The organism is Providencia sp. SP181 (genome assembly GCF_050446505.1).
GTDB lineage: Bacteria > Pseudomonadota > Gammaproteobacteria > Enterobacterales > Enterobacteriaceae > Providencia > Providencia vermicola.
In genome coordinates, this window is record NZ_JBBPXM010000003.1 from 445,389 (window position 1) to 461,367 (window position 15,979).

The 15,979-nt window shown below is 41.2% G+C and carries 15 protein-coding genes; 9 read left to right on the forward strand and 6 right to left on the reverse strand.

Annotated features, from left to right (window positions below; all coding sequences use genetic code 11):
• Positions 1 to 8: 8 nt before the first annotated feature.
• Positions 9 to 1,271: a UDP-N-acetylglucosamine 1-carboxyvinyltransferase gene (murA, locus tag AABS66_RS07825; protein WP_206083560.1), complete on the forward strand. Its 1,263-nt coding sequence runs from the start codon at positions 9 to 11 to the stop codon at positions 1,269 to 1,271.
• A gap of 83 nt (positions 1,272 to 1,354) precedes the next feature.
• On the opposite strand, the gene degS is transcribed toward murA, so the two are convergent.
• From degS to zapG, 3 genes are all read right to left on the reverse strand, one after another.
• Positions 1,355 to 2,419 carry an outer membrane-stress sensor serine endopeptidase DegS gene (gene degS, locus AABS66_RS07830; protein ID WP_206083561.1) on the reverse strand — a complete coding sequence of 355 codons (1,065 nt, stop codon included), beginning with the start codon at positions 2,417 to 2,419 and terminating at the stop codon, positions 1,355 to 1,357.
• 115 nt (positions 2,420 to 2,534) lie between these two features.
• Positions 2,535 to 3,929, reverse strand: a complete 1,395-nt coding sequence (locus AABS66_RS07835) for a Do family serine endopeptidase (RefSeq protein WP_206083562.1) — start codon at positions 3,927 to 3,929, stop codon at positions 2,535 to 2,537.
• 374 nt (positions 3,930 to 4,303) lie between these two features.
• Positions 4,304 to 4,708: a Z-ring associated protein ZapG gene (gene zapG, locus AABS66_RS07840; RefSeq protein ID WP_206083563.1), complete on the reverse strand. Its 405-nt coding sequence runs from the start codon at positions 4,706 to 4,708 to the stop codon at positions 4,304 to 4,306.
• A 333-nt stretch (positions 4,709 to 5,041) separates the two neighbouring features.
• Between zapG and zapE the strand changes: the two genes are divergently transcribed.
• The 5 genes from zapE to sspB all read left to right on the forward strand — a co-directional run bounded on the left by zapE (position 5,042) and on the right by sspB (position 8,975).
• Positions 5,042 to 6,166: a cell division protein ZapE gene (zapE, locus tag AABS66_RS07845; RefSeq protein WP_206083564.1), complete on the forward strand. Its 1,125-nt coding sequence runs from the start codon at positions 5,042 to 5,044 to the stop codon at positions 6,164 to 6,166.
• A 307-nt stretch (positions 6,167 to 6,473) separates the two neighbouring features.
• The gene (gene rplM / locus AABS66_RS07850; RefSeq protein ID WP_006814213.1) at positions 6,474 to 6,902 is read left to right on the forward strand and encodes a 50S ribosomal protein L13; all 429 of its coding nucleotides are present in this window, start codon (positions 6,474 to 6,476) and stop codon (positions 6,900 to 6,902) included.
• A 14-nt stretch (positions 6,903 to 6,916) separates the two neighbouring features.
• Positions 6,917 to 7,309, forward strand: a complete 393-nt coding sequence (gene rpsI, locus AABS66_RS07855) for a 30S ribosomal protein S9 (RefSeq protein WP_004258235.1) — start codon at positions 6,917 to 6,919, stop codon at positions 7,307 to 7,309.
• 522 nt (positions 7,310 to 7,831) lie between these two features.
• Positions 7,832 to 8,473: a stringent starvation protein SspA gene (sspA, locus tag AABS66_RS07860; protein WP_206083565.1), complete on the forward strand. Its 642-nt coding sequence runs from the start codon at positions 7,832 to 7,834 to the stop codon at positions 8,471 to 8,473.
• A 22-nt stretch (positions 8,474 to 8,495) separates the two neighbouring features.
• Entirely contained in the window at positions 8,496 to 8,975 is a 480-nt protein-coding gene (sspB, locus tag AABS66_RS07865; RefSeq protein WP_430224749.1) for a ClpXP protease specificity-enhancing factor, read from the forward strand.
• A gap of 59 nt (positions 8,976 to 9,034) precedes the next feature.
• Here sspB and AABS66_RS07870 read toward each other — a convergent pair whose 3' ends face one another.
• Complete coding sequence (locus AABS66_RS07870; protein ID WP_206083566.1) at positions 9,035 to 10,441, reverse strand: FAD-dependent oxidoreductase; 1,407 nt, start codon at positions 10,439 to 10,441, stop codon at positions 9,035 to 9,037.
• Between the two features lie 301 nt (positions 10,442 to 10,742).
• Here AABS66_RS07870 and arcB point away from each other — a divergent pair, with 301 nt between their 5' ends.
• The 3 genes from arcB to mtgA all read left to right on the forward strand — a co-directional run bounded on the left by arcB (position 10,743) and on the right by mtgA (position 14,705).
• The gene (arcB, locus tag AABS66_RS07875; RefSeq protein ID WP_206083567.1) at positions 10,743 to 13,091 is read left to right on the forward strand and encodes an aerobic respiration two-component sensor histidine kinase ArcB; all 2,349 of its coding nucleotides are present in this window, start codon (positions 10,743 to 10,745) and stop codon (positions 13,089 to 13,091) included.
• Positions 13,092 to 13,323: 232 nt separating this feature from the next.
• Positions 13,324 to 13,974: an isoprenoid biosynthesis glyoxalase ElbB gene (gene elbB, locus AABS66_RS07880; RefSeq protein ID WP_206083568.1), complete on the forward strand. Its 651-nt coding sequence runs from the start codon at positions 13,324 to 13,326 to the stop codon at positions 13,972 to 13,974.
• A gap of 8 nt (positions 13,975 to 13,982) precedes the next feature.
• Complete coding sequence (gene mtgA / locus AABS66_RS07885; protein ID WP_206083569.1) at positions 13,983 to 14,705, forward strand: monofunctional biosynthetic peptidoglycan transglycosylase; 723 nt, start codon at positions 13,983 to 13,985, stop codon at positions 14,703 to 14,705.
• Positions 14,706 to 14,768: 63 nt separating this feature from the next.
• Here the strand turns inward: mtgA and dolP are convergent, their stop codons facing one another.
• Together dolP and diaA are read right to left on the reverse strand one after the other, a co-directional pair.
• On the reverse strand, positions 14,769 to 15,344 hold the full coding sequence (gene dolP, locus AABS66_RS07890) for a division/outer membrane stress-associated lipid-binding lipoprotein (RefSeq protein ID WP_206083570.1): 576 nt from the start codon (positions 15,342 to 15,344) through the stop codon (positions 14,769 to 14,771).
• Positions 15,345 to 15,353: 9 nt separating this feature from the next.
• On the reverse strand, positions 15,354 to 15,944 hold the full coding sequence (diaA, locus tag AABS66_RS07895) for a DnaA initiator-associating protein DiaA (protein ID WP_004925390.1): 591 nt from the start codon (positions 15,942 to 15,944) through the stop codon (positions 15,354 to 15,356).
• Between the last annotated feature and the right edge of the window lie 35 nt (positions 15,945 to 15,979).

Here is a 15,979-nt window from a genome sequence, read left to right on the forward strand (position 1 = left end):
ATACTTGAATGGATAAGTTTTTAGTTAAAGGACCAACCCGTTTATCGGGTGAGGTTACTATTTCTGGCGCGAAAAACGCTGCGCTGCCAATCCTGTTCGCTGCTCTATTGGCTGAAGAGCCAGTAGAAATACAGAATGTTCCTCATTTGAGGGATATCGACACCACCATCAAATTATTGAACCAGCTTGGTACGAAAGTGAAACGCAATGGTTCTGTATTTGTTGATGCGAGCACAGTAAGCACTTACTGCGCGCCTTATGACCTCGTGAAAACTATGCGTGCTTCTATCTGGGCGCTGGCACCTTTAGTGGCACGTTTTGGTCATGGTGAAGTTTCTCTGCCAGGTGGTTGTGCTATTGGTGCTCGTCCTGTTGATCTACATATTTCTGGTTTAGAACAGTTAGGTGCAAATATTGTTTTGGAAGATGGTTATGTGAAAGCTACCGTCGATGGCCGCCTGAAAGGGGCATGCATCGTGATGGATAAAGTCAGTGTTGGAGCAACTGTTTCAATTATGACCGCAGCCACATTAGCTGAAGGCACTACCGTCATTGAAAATGCTGCGCGTGAGCCTGAAATTGAAGATACTGCCAACTTCTTAAACACTCTTGGTGCAAAAATTACAGGTGCAGGAACTGACCGTATTGTGATTGAAGGGGTGGAACGTTTAGGCGGTGGGACATACCAAGTTCTGCCAGACCGTATTGAAACAGGCACATTCTTAATCGCAGCTGCTGTTTCTCGTGGTAAAGTCATTTGCCGCAATGCACGTCCAGACACCCTAGATGCGGTATTAGCAAAACTGCGTGAAGCGGGTGCAACGATTGAAATAGGTGATGACTGGATTAGCCTAGATATGGAAGGTAAGCGCCCTAAAGCGGTCACTATTCGTACTGCACCACACCCAGGGTTCCCAACGGACATGCAAGCACAATTTAGCTTACTTAACCTAGTGGCTGAAGGTGCAGGGCTTATCACTGAAACGATTTTCGAAAACCGATTTATGCACATCCCTGAGCTTATCCGTATGGGGGCTCATGCAGAAATTGAAAGTAATACAGTGCTATGTCATGGAGTTGAGAAATTAACTAGTGCACAAGTGATGGCAACAGATTTACGCGCATCTGCAAGTCTAGTGATTGCTGGCTGTATTGCGGAAGGCACTACAACGGTTGACCGTATTTACCACATTGACCGCGGTTATGAACATATTGAAGATAAACTGCGTGGCTTAGGGGCAGATATTCAGCGTGTTCATTCAGACGACTAGTTTTCTCGTTTATTGAATTGAAACAAAAATGCCGTTCAAACTGAATTGAACGGCATTTTTATATTAAAATTCATTTGGTAGCATCATCCTGCTTGCCCTTCAGGATTTTCTTCTATAATCACATCGATCGTTTTCATTTCACCATCGCGTAATATTTGCACCGACACTTTACTGCCAGGGCGAATTTCTGCAACTAAGTCCATCGTTTCAGCGGCAGAAACTGCAGGTTTTCCATCAACAGATAAAATAATATCCCCTTGCATAATACCCGACTTAGCGGCTGGGCCATTTGGGGCAACTTGGAAAATACGCAGTCCTTGTATCTGATTGATATTATTGTTGTTTGACCTTATTTGCGGTAGTTCACGTGCAGTAATACCAATATAACCACGGATCACGCGGCCATCACGGATCAGCTTATCCATAATTTTTGTTGCAAGCGCGGTTGGGATAGCAAAACTGAGGCCTTCAGAGGTAATGCCTTGCCCCGCGGTAAAGGACAGAGTGTTAATTCCCACTAACTCACCTTCGGTATTAATCAGTGCTCCACCTGAGTTACCTGAGTTAATCGAAGCATCTGTTTGTAAGAAATTTTGCCGACGAGTGGAGCTTAAGCCAACACGACCTGTCGCACTGATAATACCTTGAGTCACAGTTTGACCAATATTGTACGGATTGCCAATGGCTAAGACGACATCCCCCACATGGGTGACACGTTGAGTATTAATTGGGATCACTGGGAGGTTATCGGCATCAATTTTTAATACCGCAAGATCGGTGAGCGTATCAGAGCCTACCAGTAATGCATCAAAAATTGCGCCATCTTGCAGTGCGACTAAAATTTGGTCTGGGTTATCAACAACATGCTTGTTAGTAATGATATAGCCATTCGGGCTCATAATGACACCAGAGCCTAACGATTTAAGTTCACGACCAGACTGGGAGAAGCTACCTTTGGAGCTACTGTAGACATAAACCACGGCAGGGGCTGCACGGCGTACAGCTTTGTTATAACTAACAGGCTCACTATCCGTTTTGCCATACAGTAAATCAGCTAAACCTTGCGGACGCAATGAAGGTACCGCAATGATGATAATCAATGCAGCTAATAGGCCTAGCATGACAGAAATAGTAAGCTTCTTTACCATAAAATATTGGAGATTCAGTTATTTCTTAAACATGTACTGAGCATAACATAAAAAAACAGGCACAGTAGAGTGATACTGAGCCTGTTTTATTGACTTTAAGACCGATTTTTATCAATTAATTACGCATTAATAAATATAAGGTTTCGCCGTCACGTAATACTTTCATTGCCAACACGGGTGGTTTGCCATCGATAATTTTACGGAATTGATCAATAGTTTCAACTCGTTGGTCATTGACGCCAAAGATTAAGTCCCCTTTGACTAAACCAATTGCGGCAGCTGGAGACTTAGGCGCGACGCTATCGACTTGAACACCACGTGTATTGCTAATGGTTGCATTAGAAATAGTTGCACCTAATAATGACTCAGTTAATTTTTCAGCTCTTGTTGCTGAACCTTCATCATTTTCAAGGACGACTTTCACGTCCATCGGTTTACCCGAGCGGATCAGGCCGATAGTAATTTCTTTACCGATTTGGCTAGTGCCGATTTTGGCTCTTAATTCTGCGAAGCTATTGATGCGTTTGCCATCAACAGAGACTAATACGTCCCCAGACTTAATACCCGCTTTTGCAGCAGAGGATTTCGGTAGAACTTCACTGACGAATGCACCACGTTGAGCATCAATATTAAAGGCTTTTGCGATATCAGAATTCATCTCAGTCCCTTTAATACCGAGGATACCGCGCTTAACTTCACCATGTTTAATCAGCTGCTCACTGAGATTTTTTGCCATATTACTTGGAATAGCAAAACCAATGCCGATATTACCACCACCTGGCGCTAAAATAGCGGTATTGATACCAATCAGCTCACCATTTAAGTTGACTAAAGCACCACCAGAGTTACCCCGGTTGATAGAGGCATCGGTTTGAATAAAGTTCTCTAAGCCTTCAAGATTTAAGCCACTACGGCCTAATGCTGAGATAATACCTGACGTTGCCGTTTGCCCCAACCCGAATGGGTTACCAACCGCGACAGCAAAATCACCAACTCGTAACTTATCAGAGTCTGCGATATTAACTGCAGTTAAGTTTTTGATATCTTTATCGTTAGAGATTTTAAGCAATGCAATATCTGTTTGTGGATCTTTACCAATCAGCTTTACAGCGATTTCACGGCCGTCATTGAGTTGAATTTGAATTTTATCTGCACCATCAATGACATGGTTGTTAGTTAAAATATAGCCTTGTTGCGCATCAATAATCACGCCCGAACCGAGGCCTTCAAAAGGACGCACGCTTTGTTGTTGTGAAGGTGCATTTGGGCCAAAGAAGAATTTCAGCTCTTCTGGAATTTGTTGATTTTGTACACGTGTTCCTGACACATGAATATTCACCACCGCAGGCAGAACTTTTTCAAGCATAGGTGCAAGGCTTGGCATGTTTTGGCTTTGCGCTGTTGCTGGTAATGTTGCAGGTAGCGCCGCGCTACTTATCGTTGGGATAGTGGCCAGTGATAAGCCTAAACTCATTGCTACAGCGGTAAGAAAAAAGTTTTTTCTTTTCATAATTCAGTTAATTCTCTCAAGAATAAAGGTTCAATTCACTGTGGAGCCTTTTATTAGGCAAGCACAATGCGTTTCTATTTGGTTGGTATAAGATTCAATTTTACTGATGACTATGACCACAGATTATGCGCAAAAGTTCCACTTACGGATAGCAATTAACCACTCTTTTACATCTATTTACATGTAATTTAAGTAAGACTTTAACTTCTATACGGTAGTTAAATAAATTGTCTAATTAAATTTAGATGTAAATATTGTTCAAGATTATTAAATGATTATTTCACAGCAGATGATGCGAGTTGAATGGGGGGTTTTAGTTAATACAACAAGAAATCACCAGCAAGTGAGACTTACTGGTGATATACAATTAGAAACTATTTTTCTTTCTCTTCGATAGGTCGAAATAAGCCTGATGCGCTATCCGAATAATCTCTTGGTGGCATTTTTACTGGCGCTTGATCGTTATCGGCTTCAGATTCCGTTAAACGATAGTTAAACGGGTTATCTTGTGCTGGCATATCTGGCATTAATTCAGATGAACTTTGTGCCATATGTTGGTAAAGCTGACGGTAATCACGCGCCATTTTATCCAATAATTCTGCGCTACGAGCAAAGTGGCTGACTAATTCTTTACGGTACTCTTCCAGTTCAGTACTTTTTTTGTCTAGCTCAGCTTGCGCTGTTTTTTGTTGGCGAAGTTTTGGATTACCATAGCGGACAACTAATGCACCGATGATAAAACCAACAATCAATCCGATTAATGCATACTCCCAGGTCATGCTGACTCCTTCATTACTTCAATGTTCGCAGAAATTAAGCGTCGTTACCGTTACTATACCTTAAATAATTCAAGTTGCATGTAGACGTCAAGTAAAGCATCTCAACATATTGTAATTTGGCCGTTAAGTGATGATAAAACCCACAGCGCTTGAATCGAGTAATTGTAAAACAATTAACCGCTTTTTTAAGAGTAGAATCTTAAGGTGAATTTCCTTACTCTATGGTGATTCGTTAACCGAAAGTTAAATGGTAACTGAATCTGGTTATAATAAAGGCAGTGTATATCAAATAACGGTAAAAAAACCGAAAATTTTTTAAGGATTATTCAGTTAATGTCACCGATGACCCCTACAATGCGTTATCAACAAGCGCTAGCGGATGGCAATTATCAGCCAGATGACGTGCAAAAGCTTGCCGTAGAACGTTTAGATAAAATTTATCAGCAACTGACTCAAGTTGTTTTAGCTGTGCCAAATAGAAAGAATAACGGTTTTTTTAGCCGATTATTAGGGAAAAACGCGGCCAATAAATCAATAGAGCCTGTTCAAGGCTTATATATGTGGGGCGGGGTAGGTCGCGGTAAAACATGGCTTATGGACATGTTTTATGAAAGCTTACCTGGTGATCGTAAACTTCGGTTGCATTTCCATCGTTTTATGAAGAAAGTGCAGGAAGATTTGATGGCTTTACAAGGGCAGGAGAACCCGCTAGATATCATTGCGGATGAATTTAAAAAGCAAACTGATGTGCTGTGTTTTGATGAGTTTTTTGTCTCTGATATTACTGACGCGATGATACTGGGAACACTGCTAGAAGGTTTGTTTGCCCGCGGGATCACGCTGGTTGCCACGTCAAATATCATTCCTGACAATTTATATCGCAATGGCTTACAGAGGGCACGGTTTTTACCTGCTATCGAACAAATCAAAAAATATTGTGATGTAATGAATGTTGATGCAGGGATTGACTACCGCTTACGGACTTTGACGCAAGCTCACCTCTTTTTATCTCCGATAAATGCACAAAATCGCCAGCACTTGGATGAGATTTTTGTCAAATTGGCGGGTAAGGAAGGTAAGTTAAACCCAGTTTTAGAGGTCAACCATCGGAAAATGCAAGTGCTTCGCTCAGCGGAAGGCGTTTTAGCCGTAGAGTTTAAAGTGCTATGTGAAGAGCCGCGTAGTCAAAATGACTATATTTACTTATCAAACTGTTACCACACGGTTTTATTGTACGATGTCCCTTCTATGGGGTCGAGAGATGAAAATCCTGCACGGCGTTTTCTTGCGCTGGTGGATGAGTTTTATGAGCGTAAAGTGAAATTGGTGATTAATGCAGAAGTCCCGATGGAATCATTATATCAAGGGCAACTTTTAGCCTTTGAATACCAACGCTGTTTATCTCGCTTACAAGAAATGCAAAGCGAAGAATACTTAAAAATTCCACATTTGGCTTAAGTTTTTTTGCTTGCATGCGAGTTTCAGCGCAAAAATGAGCTAAAACGTTTAAATTAAGTACAAATGGCGTTTGATATTCACACAAACGTAAAAAAAATGCATTTGGGGTCGATTTTTGTTTCTGACTTCTCTATAATCTTGCGACCCCACGTTACAGCGCTATTTTTTATTTCCCAAAAAATAACGCATAATGCCAGTTAGGCTGCTCGAAGGGGTAGGTTTACTGGACAAAGAGTCGTGTGAACCTCAGAAAGCTTATGAACATGAGTGTTCACCAACGTGTAACTTCAATATTGGGTAAGTTTTAATGAAAACTTTTACAGCTAAACCAGAGACCGTAAAACGCGACTGGTACGTTGTTGATGCAGATGGCAAAACTTTAGGCCGTCTTGCAACAGAAATTGCTAGCCGTCTGCGCGGTAAGCATAAAGCGGAATACACTCCGCACGTGGATACTGGTGATTACATCATCGTTCTGAATGCAGAAAAAATTGCTGTTACCGGCAAAAAACGCGAAGACAAAATCTACTATCGCCACACTGGCCATGTAGGTGGAATCAAGCAAGCAACTTTCGAAGAAATGATTGCTCGCAGTCCTGAGCGTGTGCTTGAAATCGCGGTTAAAGGCATGTTGCCAAAAGGACCTCTGGGTCGTGCAATGTACCGTAAACTGAAAGTTTACGCAGGTAATGAGCACAACCACGCGGCTCAACAACCGCAAGTTCTTGACATTTAATCGGGATTATAGCAATGGCTGAAAATCAATACTACGGCACTGGTCGCCGCAAAAGCTCATCTGCTCGTGTCTTTATTAAGCCGGGTAGCGGTAACATCACAATCAATCAGCGTACGCTGGAACAGTACTTTGGTCGCGAAACTGCGCGCATGGTCGTTCGTCAGCCGTTAGAATTGGTTGAAATGTTGGAAAAACTGGATCTGTACATCACTGTTAAAGGTGGTGGTATTTCAGGTCAAGCAGGCGCAATCCGTCACGGTATTACTCGTGCACTGATGGCTTATGATGAGACTCTTCGTTCTGATCTGCGTAAAGCTGGTTTCGTTACCCGTGATGCGCGTTCTGTTGAACGTAAGAAAGTGGGTCTGCGTAAAGCTCGTCGTCGTCCACAGTTCTCCAAACGTTAATTTATTGCCCTGTGGGCATAAAATTGATGAAAAAACCCGTCTTTATGGCGGGTTTTTTATTGCCTAAAAATTAATAAACTGACGTTTAAAGATAATTTAAAAAAGAATTAAATATAATTAGCAGAAAAAGACAACGAATTAGTCTAAAATTTAAAATAATCACTCTTTGGTAATAAAAATTGTTTTTTTTATCATATTATTTAGATAACCATGGAGTTAACTTTAAGGTTTATTGTTTTTTAATTTTGGTTAGTTTCGTTTTTTATTTTGATTTTTGTGTAATTGTTCTTCTTCAATGAAATAAACCTATGATTTTTCCTATCACTCCCCCCTAAGCTGTACAAAATCTGTTAGAATATGCCCCTGTTTTTTTATTTCATCATTTCTCGCCTTTCTGTGCGGGAGGGTTGTGTTGACTTTCAGTATGGATAAATGAAAGTAGGACACAGGGGATTTTAAAATGGGTAACGGGTAATTAAAAATTAATTACATTTCGTCCATTTTTGTAATTTGGAGGTTTTAATGGCTGTCGCTCCTAACAAACGTTCGGTAATGACATTGTTCTCAGGCCCAACTGACATTTTTAGCCATCAGGTACGTATCGTCCTGGCAGAAAAAGGGGTTAGCGTCGAAATTGAACATGTTGAACCTGGTCATCCGCCTCAAGATCTCATTGATCTCAACCCGTACCAAAGCGTTCCGACACTCGTTGATCGTGAGCTGACTTTATATGATCCGCTGATTATCATGGAATATCTTGATGAGCGTTTTCCTCATCCCCCATTAATGCCTGTTTACCCTGTCGCGCGTGGAACTAGCCGTCAATTAATGCATCGCATTGAAAAAGACTGGTATTCTCTGATGCACAAAGTAGAAAAAGGCAGTGCTCAGGAAGCGGATAGCGCCCGTCGTCAACTAACGGAAGAGTTAATTGCCGTTTCGCCTGTTTTTGCTGAAATGCCATTCTTTATGAGTGATGAATTTAGCTTGGTTGATTGCTACTTAGCGCCGCTGTTATGGCGTTTACCTGTACTGGGTATTGAATTGAAACCTGCTAATAGCAAACATTTACAGATGTACATGCAACGTGTATTTGAGCGTGATGCATTCTTAGCATCTTTGACGGAATTAGAACGCGAAATGCGTCTGTCAGCAAGAGGCTAAAAGTATGATGGAAATGACAGCAATGTCACCACGTCGCCCTTATCTGTTACGTGCCCACTATGAGTGGCTACTCGATAACGATATGACCCCGCATTTGGTGGTTGATGTCACTGTTCCTACTGTTAACGTTCCAATGGAATTTGCTCGGGATGGGCAAATTGTATTGAATGTTGCACCACGTGCTGTGGGTAACTTTGAAATTACCAATGACGAAGTGCGTTTTAATGCACGTTTTGGTGGAGTTCCTCGTCAAGTGTATGTCCCAATGGCCGCAATTATGGCTGTGTATGCGCGTGAGAATGGTGCAGGGATGATGTTTGAACCTGAAGCAGCCTATGATGCACAAATATCTTCTGATTTTGAAGACGTAGATGATTCGCAAGAAGAAGGGATTTCATTAGTTCAAGATAGCACATTAGTTGAGCATAGCGCTGAAGAACCTTCGGATGATGAGCCACCAAGACCACCAAAAGGCAGACCTGCGTTAAGAGTGGTTAAGTAGCAAATTCACTTCATGTTGATAGAAAACAGAGGGATTTTCCTCTGTTTTTTTATGTTCTTCTATACCCCTAAAAAAAGTAAAATACCCTCGGCGGCACTGCGTCCATCGGCAATTGCATTGACAACCAGGTCTGAACCTCGAACGGCATCCCCCCCAGCAAATATTTTTTCATGGGAAGTTTTGAAAGGAAACGGGCTATTGCGATTTACACAAATATGCCCCTGCGAGTCAAATTGTACAAGACTATCTTCAACCCAAGGTTGTTTGTGCGGGCGAAAACCGAAAGCAACAATGACGGCATCCGCTTCAATTGTAAAATCTGAATTTTTGATAGGCTCTACGGCGTTTCGTCCCTCTTTGAGTTCACCATTTTGGGTGCGGACGACAGAAATTCCGCGGACTTTTTGAGCCTCATTCAAAAGAATCTCAGTGGCTTGTAAATGAAAATAAAATTCAGCCCCTTCTTCAATTGCATAATTTATCTCTTTTAGTGAAGCAGGCATACTTTGTTTGTCACGCCGATATATACAGGCCACCTGCGAAGCACCTTGGCGAATCGCTGTTCGCACACAGTCAATTGCAGTATCACCTCCGCCGAGCACAACCACATTTTTTCCCTGTAAATCGATATAAGGTTCAAGAGGTAAAGGTGGGAGTTGCATCAAATGACGTGTGTTAGCAATTAAATAAGGTAGGGCATCATAACAGCCCTGAGCGTCATTCCTGAGCAGTTCACCTTTAATTGCACTGTATGTACCTGTTCCGAGGAAAATCGCGTCATAATCCGTCTCAAGCGTATTGAGATGTATATCCTTGCCGATATCGATGTTAAGTTGAAATTGAATTCCCATTTTAGTGAAAATGTCGCGTCGTTGTATCATGACCTGTTTTTCTAATTTAAATGCGGGTATCCCAAAGGTTAATAAACCACCAATTTCGGGGTGTCTATCAAATACAGTCACTTGTACACCATTACGCGCTAAAACATCTGCACACGCAAGGCCAGCAGGGCCTGCACCAACAATAGCAACACGGAAATTCACTGGCGTGACATGGGAAAGATCAGGCCGCCAACCTAGAGAGAATGCTGTGTCATTGATATAACGTTCTATGTGTCCAATGGTGACAGCGCCAAAGGTATCGTTCAATACACAGGCCATTTCACACAGTTTATCCTGTGGACAAATGCGGCCACAGATTTCAGGTAAGCTATTGGTATGATGAGATAATTCAGCGGCTTCAATAATACGACCCTCCTCTGCTAATTTTAGCCATTTAGGGATGGCATTATGCAAAGGACATTTCCATTCACAGAACGGACTACCGCAGGAGAGACAACGACTTGCCTGTTGCTGCGTATTGTTGACATCATCAGGCTCATAAATTTCGACGAAATCTATTTTTCGAATATTGACTGCTTTTTTTTGCGGTTCATTTCGCGGGAGACCGATAATTTTGGCGTTCATGGTAGTCCTTACTGAACTTAGTCTGATTTTACATCATACAGTGCGCTTTGAAACCTAAAGCTTAGCACGACAAAAGTCAGTATAAGTCGCACGATTGATCTATTTTTCAAACGATTATGATGAAAAGTAACCCGAGATACATTTTTACTCGAGCTAAAACAAAGAAAATACCTGATTGTTATTTATCATTAATGATAAAAAATGGCTATTGAATGAGCAGGATCGACATTTTGTATTAATAAACATCCGAATCTGCCCTGTTTGATATATGATTCAAAGAGAATTTTACTAAGGGGTGGTTATGAAAGTACTTCGCGGCCTTGCGCAATACTATGTCGATTTGATGATGAAACTTGGATTGGTGCGATTTTCACTATTACTCGCATCCGCACTTGTTGTACTCGCCATGATAATGCAAATGGCGGTCGCTATCTTCTTGCGCGGGCATGTAGATAGTTTAGATATGGTCGGGTCTATTTTCTTTGGGCTTATTATCACTCCACTTGCGGTTTACTTCCTGTCTGTTGTGGTGGAACAACTGGAAGAGTCACGCCAACGATTATCGCGTATGGTGGATAAGCTTGAGGTAATGCGCAAGCGTGACGCTGAATTAAACACGCAATTACAAGGAAATATAGAGCAGCTCAACCTCGAAATACTTGAGCGTGAAAAAGCGGAACGTGCACATTTAGAATTACTTGAACAACTTAAGCAAGAAATGAAATACCGTGAGCAAACTCAAATTGAACTTGAGCAGCAATCGGTATTGTTACGCTCATTCCTTGATGCCTCCCCTGACTTAGTTTATTACCGTAATGAAAATAACGAATTTTCGGGTTGTAATAGGGCAATGGAACTTCTGACTGGGAAAAGTGAAAAACACTTAGTTGGGCTAACCCCTCTAGATATTTATGATGTGGAAATCGCTTCTAAAGTGATGGAAACCGATGAAAAAGTTTTTCGCCATAATGTTTCTCTAACCTATGAGCAATGGTTGGTTTACCCAGACGGTAGAAAAGCCTGTTTTGAGCTACGAAAAGTGCCATTTTATGACCGAGTTGGCAAACGTCATGGCCTCATGGGTTTTGGTCGCGATATAACAGAGCGTAAACGTTACCAAGAGGCATTAGAGAGCGCAAGTAGGGAGAAGACCACATTTATCTCAACAATCAGCCACGAGCTTCGTACTCCCCTTAACGGCATTGTTGGCTTGAGCCGAATATTGTTAGACACTGAGTTAACTTCGGAACAATCTAGCTATTTAAAAACGATTCATGTCAGTGCAGTGACATTAGGAAATATTTTCAACGATGTCATTGAGATGGATAAGATCGAGCGCCGTAAAGTTCAGTTGGATAACCAGCCAATCACATTATCTGAGTTTGTGAATGATCTCGAAAATTTAAGTGGCTTATTAGTTCAGCCAAAAGGGCTTAAATTTGTCATGGATGTCGCCCCCGCATTGCCGAAAAAAGTACTAACTGACGGGACGCGCTTGCGCCAAATATTATGGAACTTAATTGGTAATGCAGTCAAATTTACACAACAAGGGGAAGTCAAACTCAGCATCTGGCAAGAGTCTGAAAATAAGTTGTTTTTTAGGGTACAAGACAGCGGAATTGGTATCCCCAAAGATGAGCTAGATAAAATTTTTGCAATGTACTACCAAGTAACAGATTCTGCGGGTGGTAAGCCTGCAACGGGAACGGGGATTGGACTTTCTGTATCTCGCCGGCTAGCACAAAATATGGGGGGAGACATCCAAGTTGAAAGTCAAATAGGCGAAGGTTCTACATTTACGTTATCTATTTCTGCGCCTGTTGTTGACGATGAAGTTGTGGAATTTGAAGAAAATGATGATGATTACCCATTACCTGCTTTGCATATTTTATTAGTGGAAGATATTGAGCTAAACGTTGTTGTGGCGTGCTCTGTATTAGAAAATTTAGGGAATACAGTTGATGTCGCAATGACAGGCAAAGATGCGTTATCCATGTTCGCACCTGGTGAGTACGATTTAGTCTTATTAGATATTCAGCTACCAGATATGACAGGGTTGGATATTTCAAGGCAACTGAAACAGCAATATGACAAGGAGGATTTACCTCCACTCATCGCACTGACCGCAAATGTGCTTAAAGATAAAAAAGAGTACTTTGATGCAGGTATGGATGGCGTTTTAAGCAAACCATTATCTGTTCCAGCGCTGACTCAAGTTATTGAGCAGTTTTGGGGCGAGCAAGCCGCTCACTCTGAAGACGAGGTTCAAAGCGATATCCCTAAATCAACGGTTGATGAATCAAGGTTAGATTGTGAAATGTTGGAGCAATATATTGAATTGGTTGGCCCTAAATTAATTTATGATGGGCTAGACGTATTTGAAAAAATGCTTCCAGGCTACTTAGCAATTCTCGATTCTAATATGGTTGCAAAAGATCAAAAGGGTATCGTGGAAGAGGCTCATAAGATTAAAGGTGCAGCGGGTTCTGTGGGCTTAAGGAATTTACAGAAAATAGCTCAGCAAATCCAATCTCCTGATTTACCAGCTTGGTGGGATAATGTACAAGAATGGGTTGATGAATTAAAACAGGATTGGAAAGACGATATAGAAACTTTAAGAAACTGGGTTGATGTGCGCACAAAAAAATAACCCCAACCGAAGTTGGGGTGCGCGAATACTGCGCCAACACCAGGGAAATCGTTGATTTGCATGTGGTTTTCATTCTAGGCAAATCGTTAAATTAGGTTAATCGCGGTAAGCAATAACATCAAGATACCAAAATTTAGCGAATCTGTTACAAGATTCATTAAAATCTGTGATGAAGATTGATGTTTGCCTGCCTTATCGCTTGAGAGATAATTTACTACAAATGGAGCAAGATATGAAATCAATTGCGGTTATTTTAAGTGGCTGTGGTGTATTTGATGGAAGTGAGGTTCATGAGTCAGTATTAACAATGTTAGCATTGAGTCAAAATAATGCTGAAGTTCATTTTTTTGCACCTGATGAATTACAACCGACTGTTATAAATCATATAAATGGAAAAGAAAAAACAGAAAAACGTAATCAACTAGAGGAATCGGCCCGTATTACACGTGGTAAAATATCCCCTTTGTCCTCTGCGGATGCCTCTAAGCTGGATGCGCTCATTATTCCTGGTGGGTTTGGTGCGGCAAAAAATTTATGTGATTTTGCAGTTAAAGGAAGTGACTGTGAGATTAATAAAGAACTATTAAGTTTAGTTCGCCAAATGCACCAACAAAAAAAGCCTCTAGGGCTGATGTGTATTGCACCTGTTATGCTTCCGAAAATGTTAAATACATCAGTGAAATTAACTATTGGTGATGACAGCAAAACGATTGCTCAAATAGAAAATATGGGAGGAGAACACATCAAATGTTCAGTAGATGACATTGTTGTTGATGAAGTTAACCGAGTTATAACAACCCCTGCTTATATGCTGGCACAATCAATTTCTGAAGCAAATACAGGGATTAATAAACTCGTTAAGAAAGTATTGGAAATGGCGTGATTATTTGAATGCTAACTATTGTTTCTCGATTATGGCGCGGGTTAAAGAAGATCACAATTTCATTACTTCTGGTGTGGTTTTGTACTGTCATTGTCTTTAAATATGTGCCCGTGCCATTCTCAGCGGTTATGTTTGAACGCCAAATTAGTGCATGGTTAAACTTAAATTTTTCTTATGTATCTAGCTCTACTTGGGTCAGTGAAAAACAGATCTCTCCGTATATTTATTTAGCGGTTATCGCATCTGAAGATCAAAATTTTCCACATCATTGGGGTTTTGATCTTGATGCAATAGAACGTGCTTATAAACATAATGTGAACAATAAACAATCAATTAGAGGTGCCTCAACAATATCCCAGCAGACCGTTAAAAACTTATGGTTATGGGATGGTAGAAGCTGGGTTAGAAAAGGCCTAGAAACAGTGATGACACCAATAATGGAGCTTATGTGGTCTAAGCAGAGAATACTGACCATTTATCTTAATATTGCTGAGTTTGGTGATGGGGTTTTTGGTGTTGAAGAAGCCTCAAATAAATTCTTTAATAAGCCTGCTAGTCAGCTTTCCATGAGTGAGGCTGCACTTTTAGCAGCAGTTCTTCCTAATCCACACCGATATAGTGCGAAATCACCATCTTCTTATGTGTTGAGACGGCAGGCGTGGATATTGAACCAAATGCACCTTTTGGGCGGTAAGAATTTTCTGAAAGTAAATGATATTTTGTCTGAATAAGAAAAAAGCCATAGTTTTTCACTAATGGCTCTTATTCTTATTCGGATATATTATTGTTTATGATTAATTGAGATAAGTGAAAGCCGTCGTCACTCGACGAACACCATCAGTTTCACTGGCGATTTTAGCTGCAGCATCACCCTCTTGCCTTGTTAATACGCCAAGTAAAAAAACCTCACCATTCTCAGTAATCACTTTTACACTACCCGATTTAACGCTGTCACTCGCTAAGATTTTTGATTTAACTTTAGTGGTTAACCAAGTATCTTTGGAAGCAGTACCTAAATCGACAGGTTCACCGTTACGCACTTCATTATAAACGGATACGGTGCCATCAACATTCGAGGCGATTTGTTTGGCGCGTTCAGCCCATGACATGTCAGGACTTTGCCCAGTTAATAGCACATTACCTTTATATGCAGTGGCAATAATTCGTGCCTTACCCGTAATTTCTTTATCTTTATTGAGCTGCCCGCTCACTCGAGCTTCTAATGTGCCATCATCAACTTGCTGGCCAACGGTCCGTGGGTCAGAAGCACTTTTCGTGGCAACAGCGGCAGAGCCAACAACTGCAGCACCAATACAGCCTTGTAAAAGAATCGTACTGATTACTATGGCAAAAATGGGTATTAATCGCATTTTGTCTCCTTAATCATCCTGATGAGGGAAAAGGGTATTATCTATAAGATCACATAGACAATTTACAGTAAGAAGATGAACTTCTTGAATTCGAACACTGCGCTGAGAAGGAATACGAATTTCAACATCTTGTGGGCCAAGCAGGCCAGCAAGCTCTCCTCCATCGTAGCCAGTAAGAGCGACAATGGTCATATCCCGTGTAACAGCGGCTTCAACAGCTTTAATAATATCGCTACTATTACCATGGGTGGAAATTGCCATTAAAACATCACCATGCTGGCCTAATGCTCTCACTTGTTTCGCATAAATTTCAGTAGGTTGCTTGCTACCTGAAATTGCGGTAAGTACCGCATTATCGGTATTCAGTGCAAGAGCAGGAAGACTAGGGCGCTCAGTTTCAAATCGGTGGATCATACTCGCAGCAAAACGTTGTGCAGTAGCAGCAGATGCGCCATTGCCACAACATAAAATTTTGTTGCCATTAAGCAAAGACTGAACCATCATCATAGCGGCTCTAGAAATCGCATCGGGCAGCGCCTCAGCGGCTGCAATTTGAGTTTGAATACTTTCGGTAAAACAAACTTTTATTCTATCTAGCACTGGTTTTTTCCTGTAAAAATTTACCCGTCATTCTT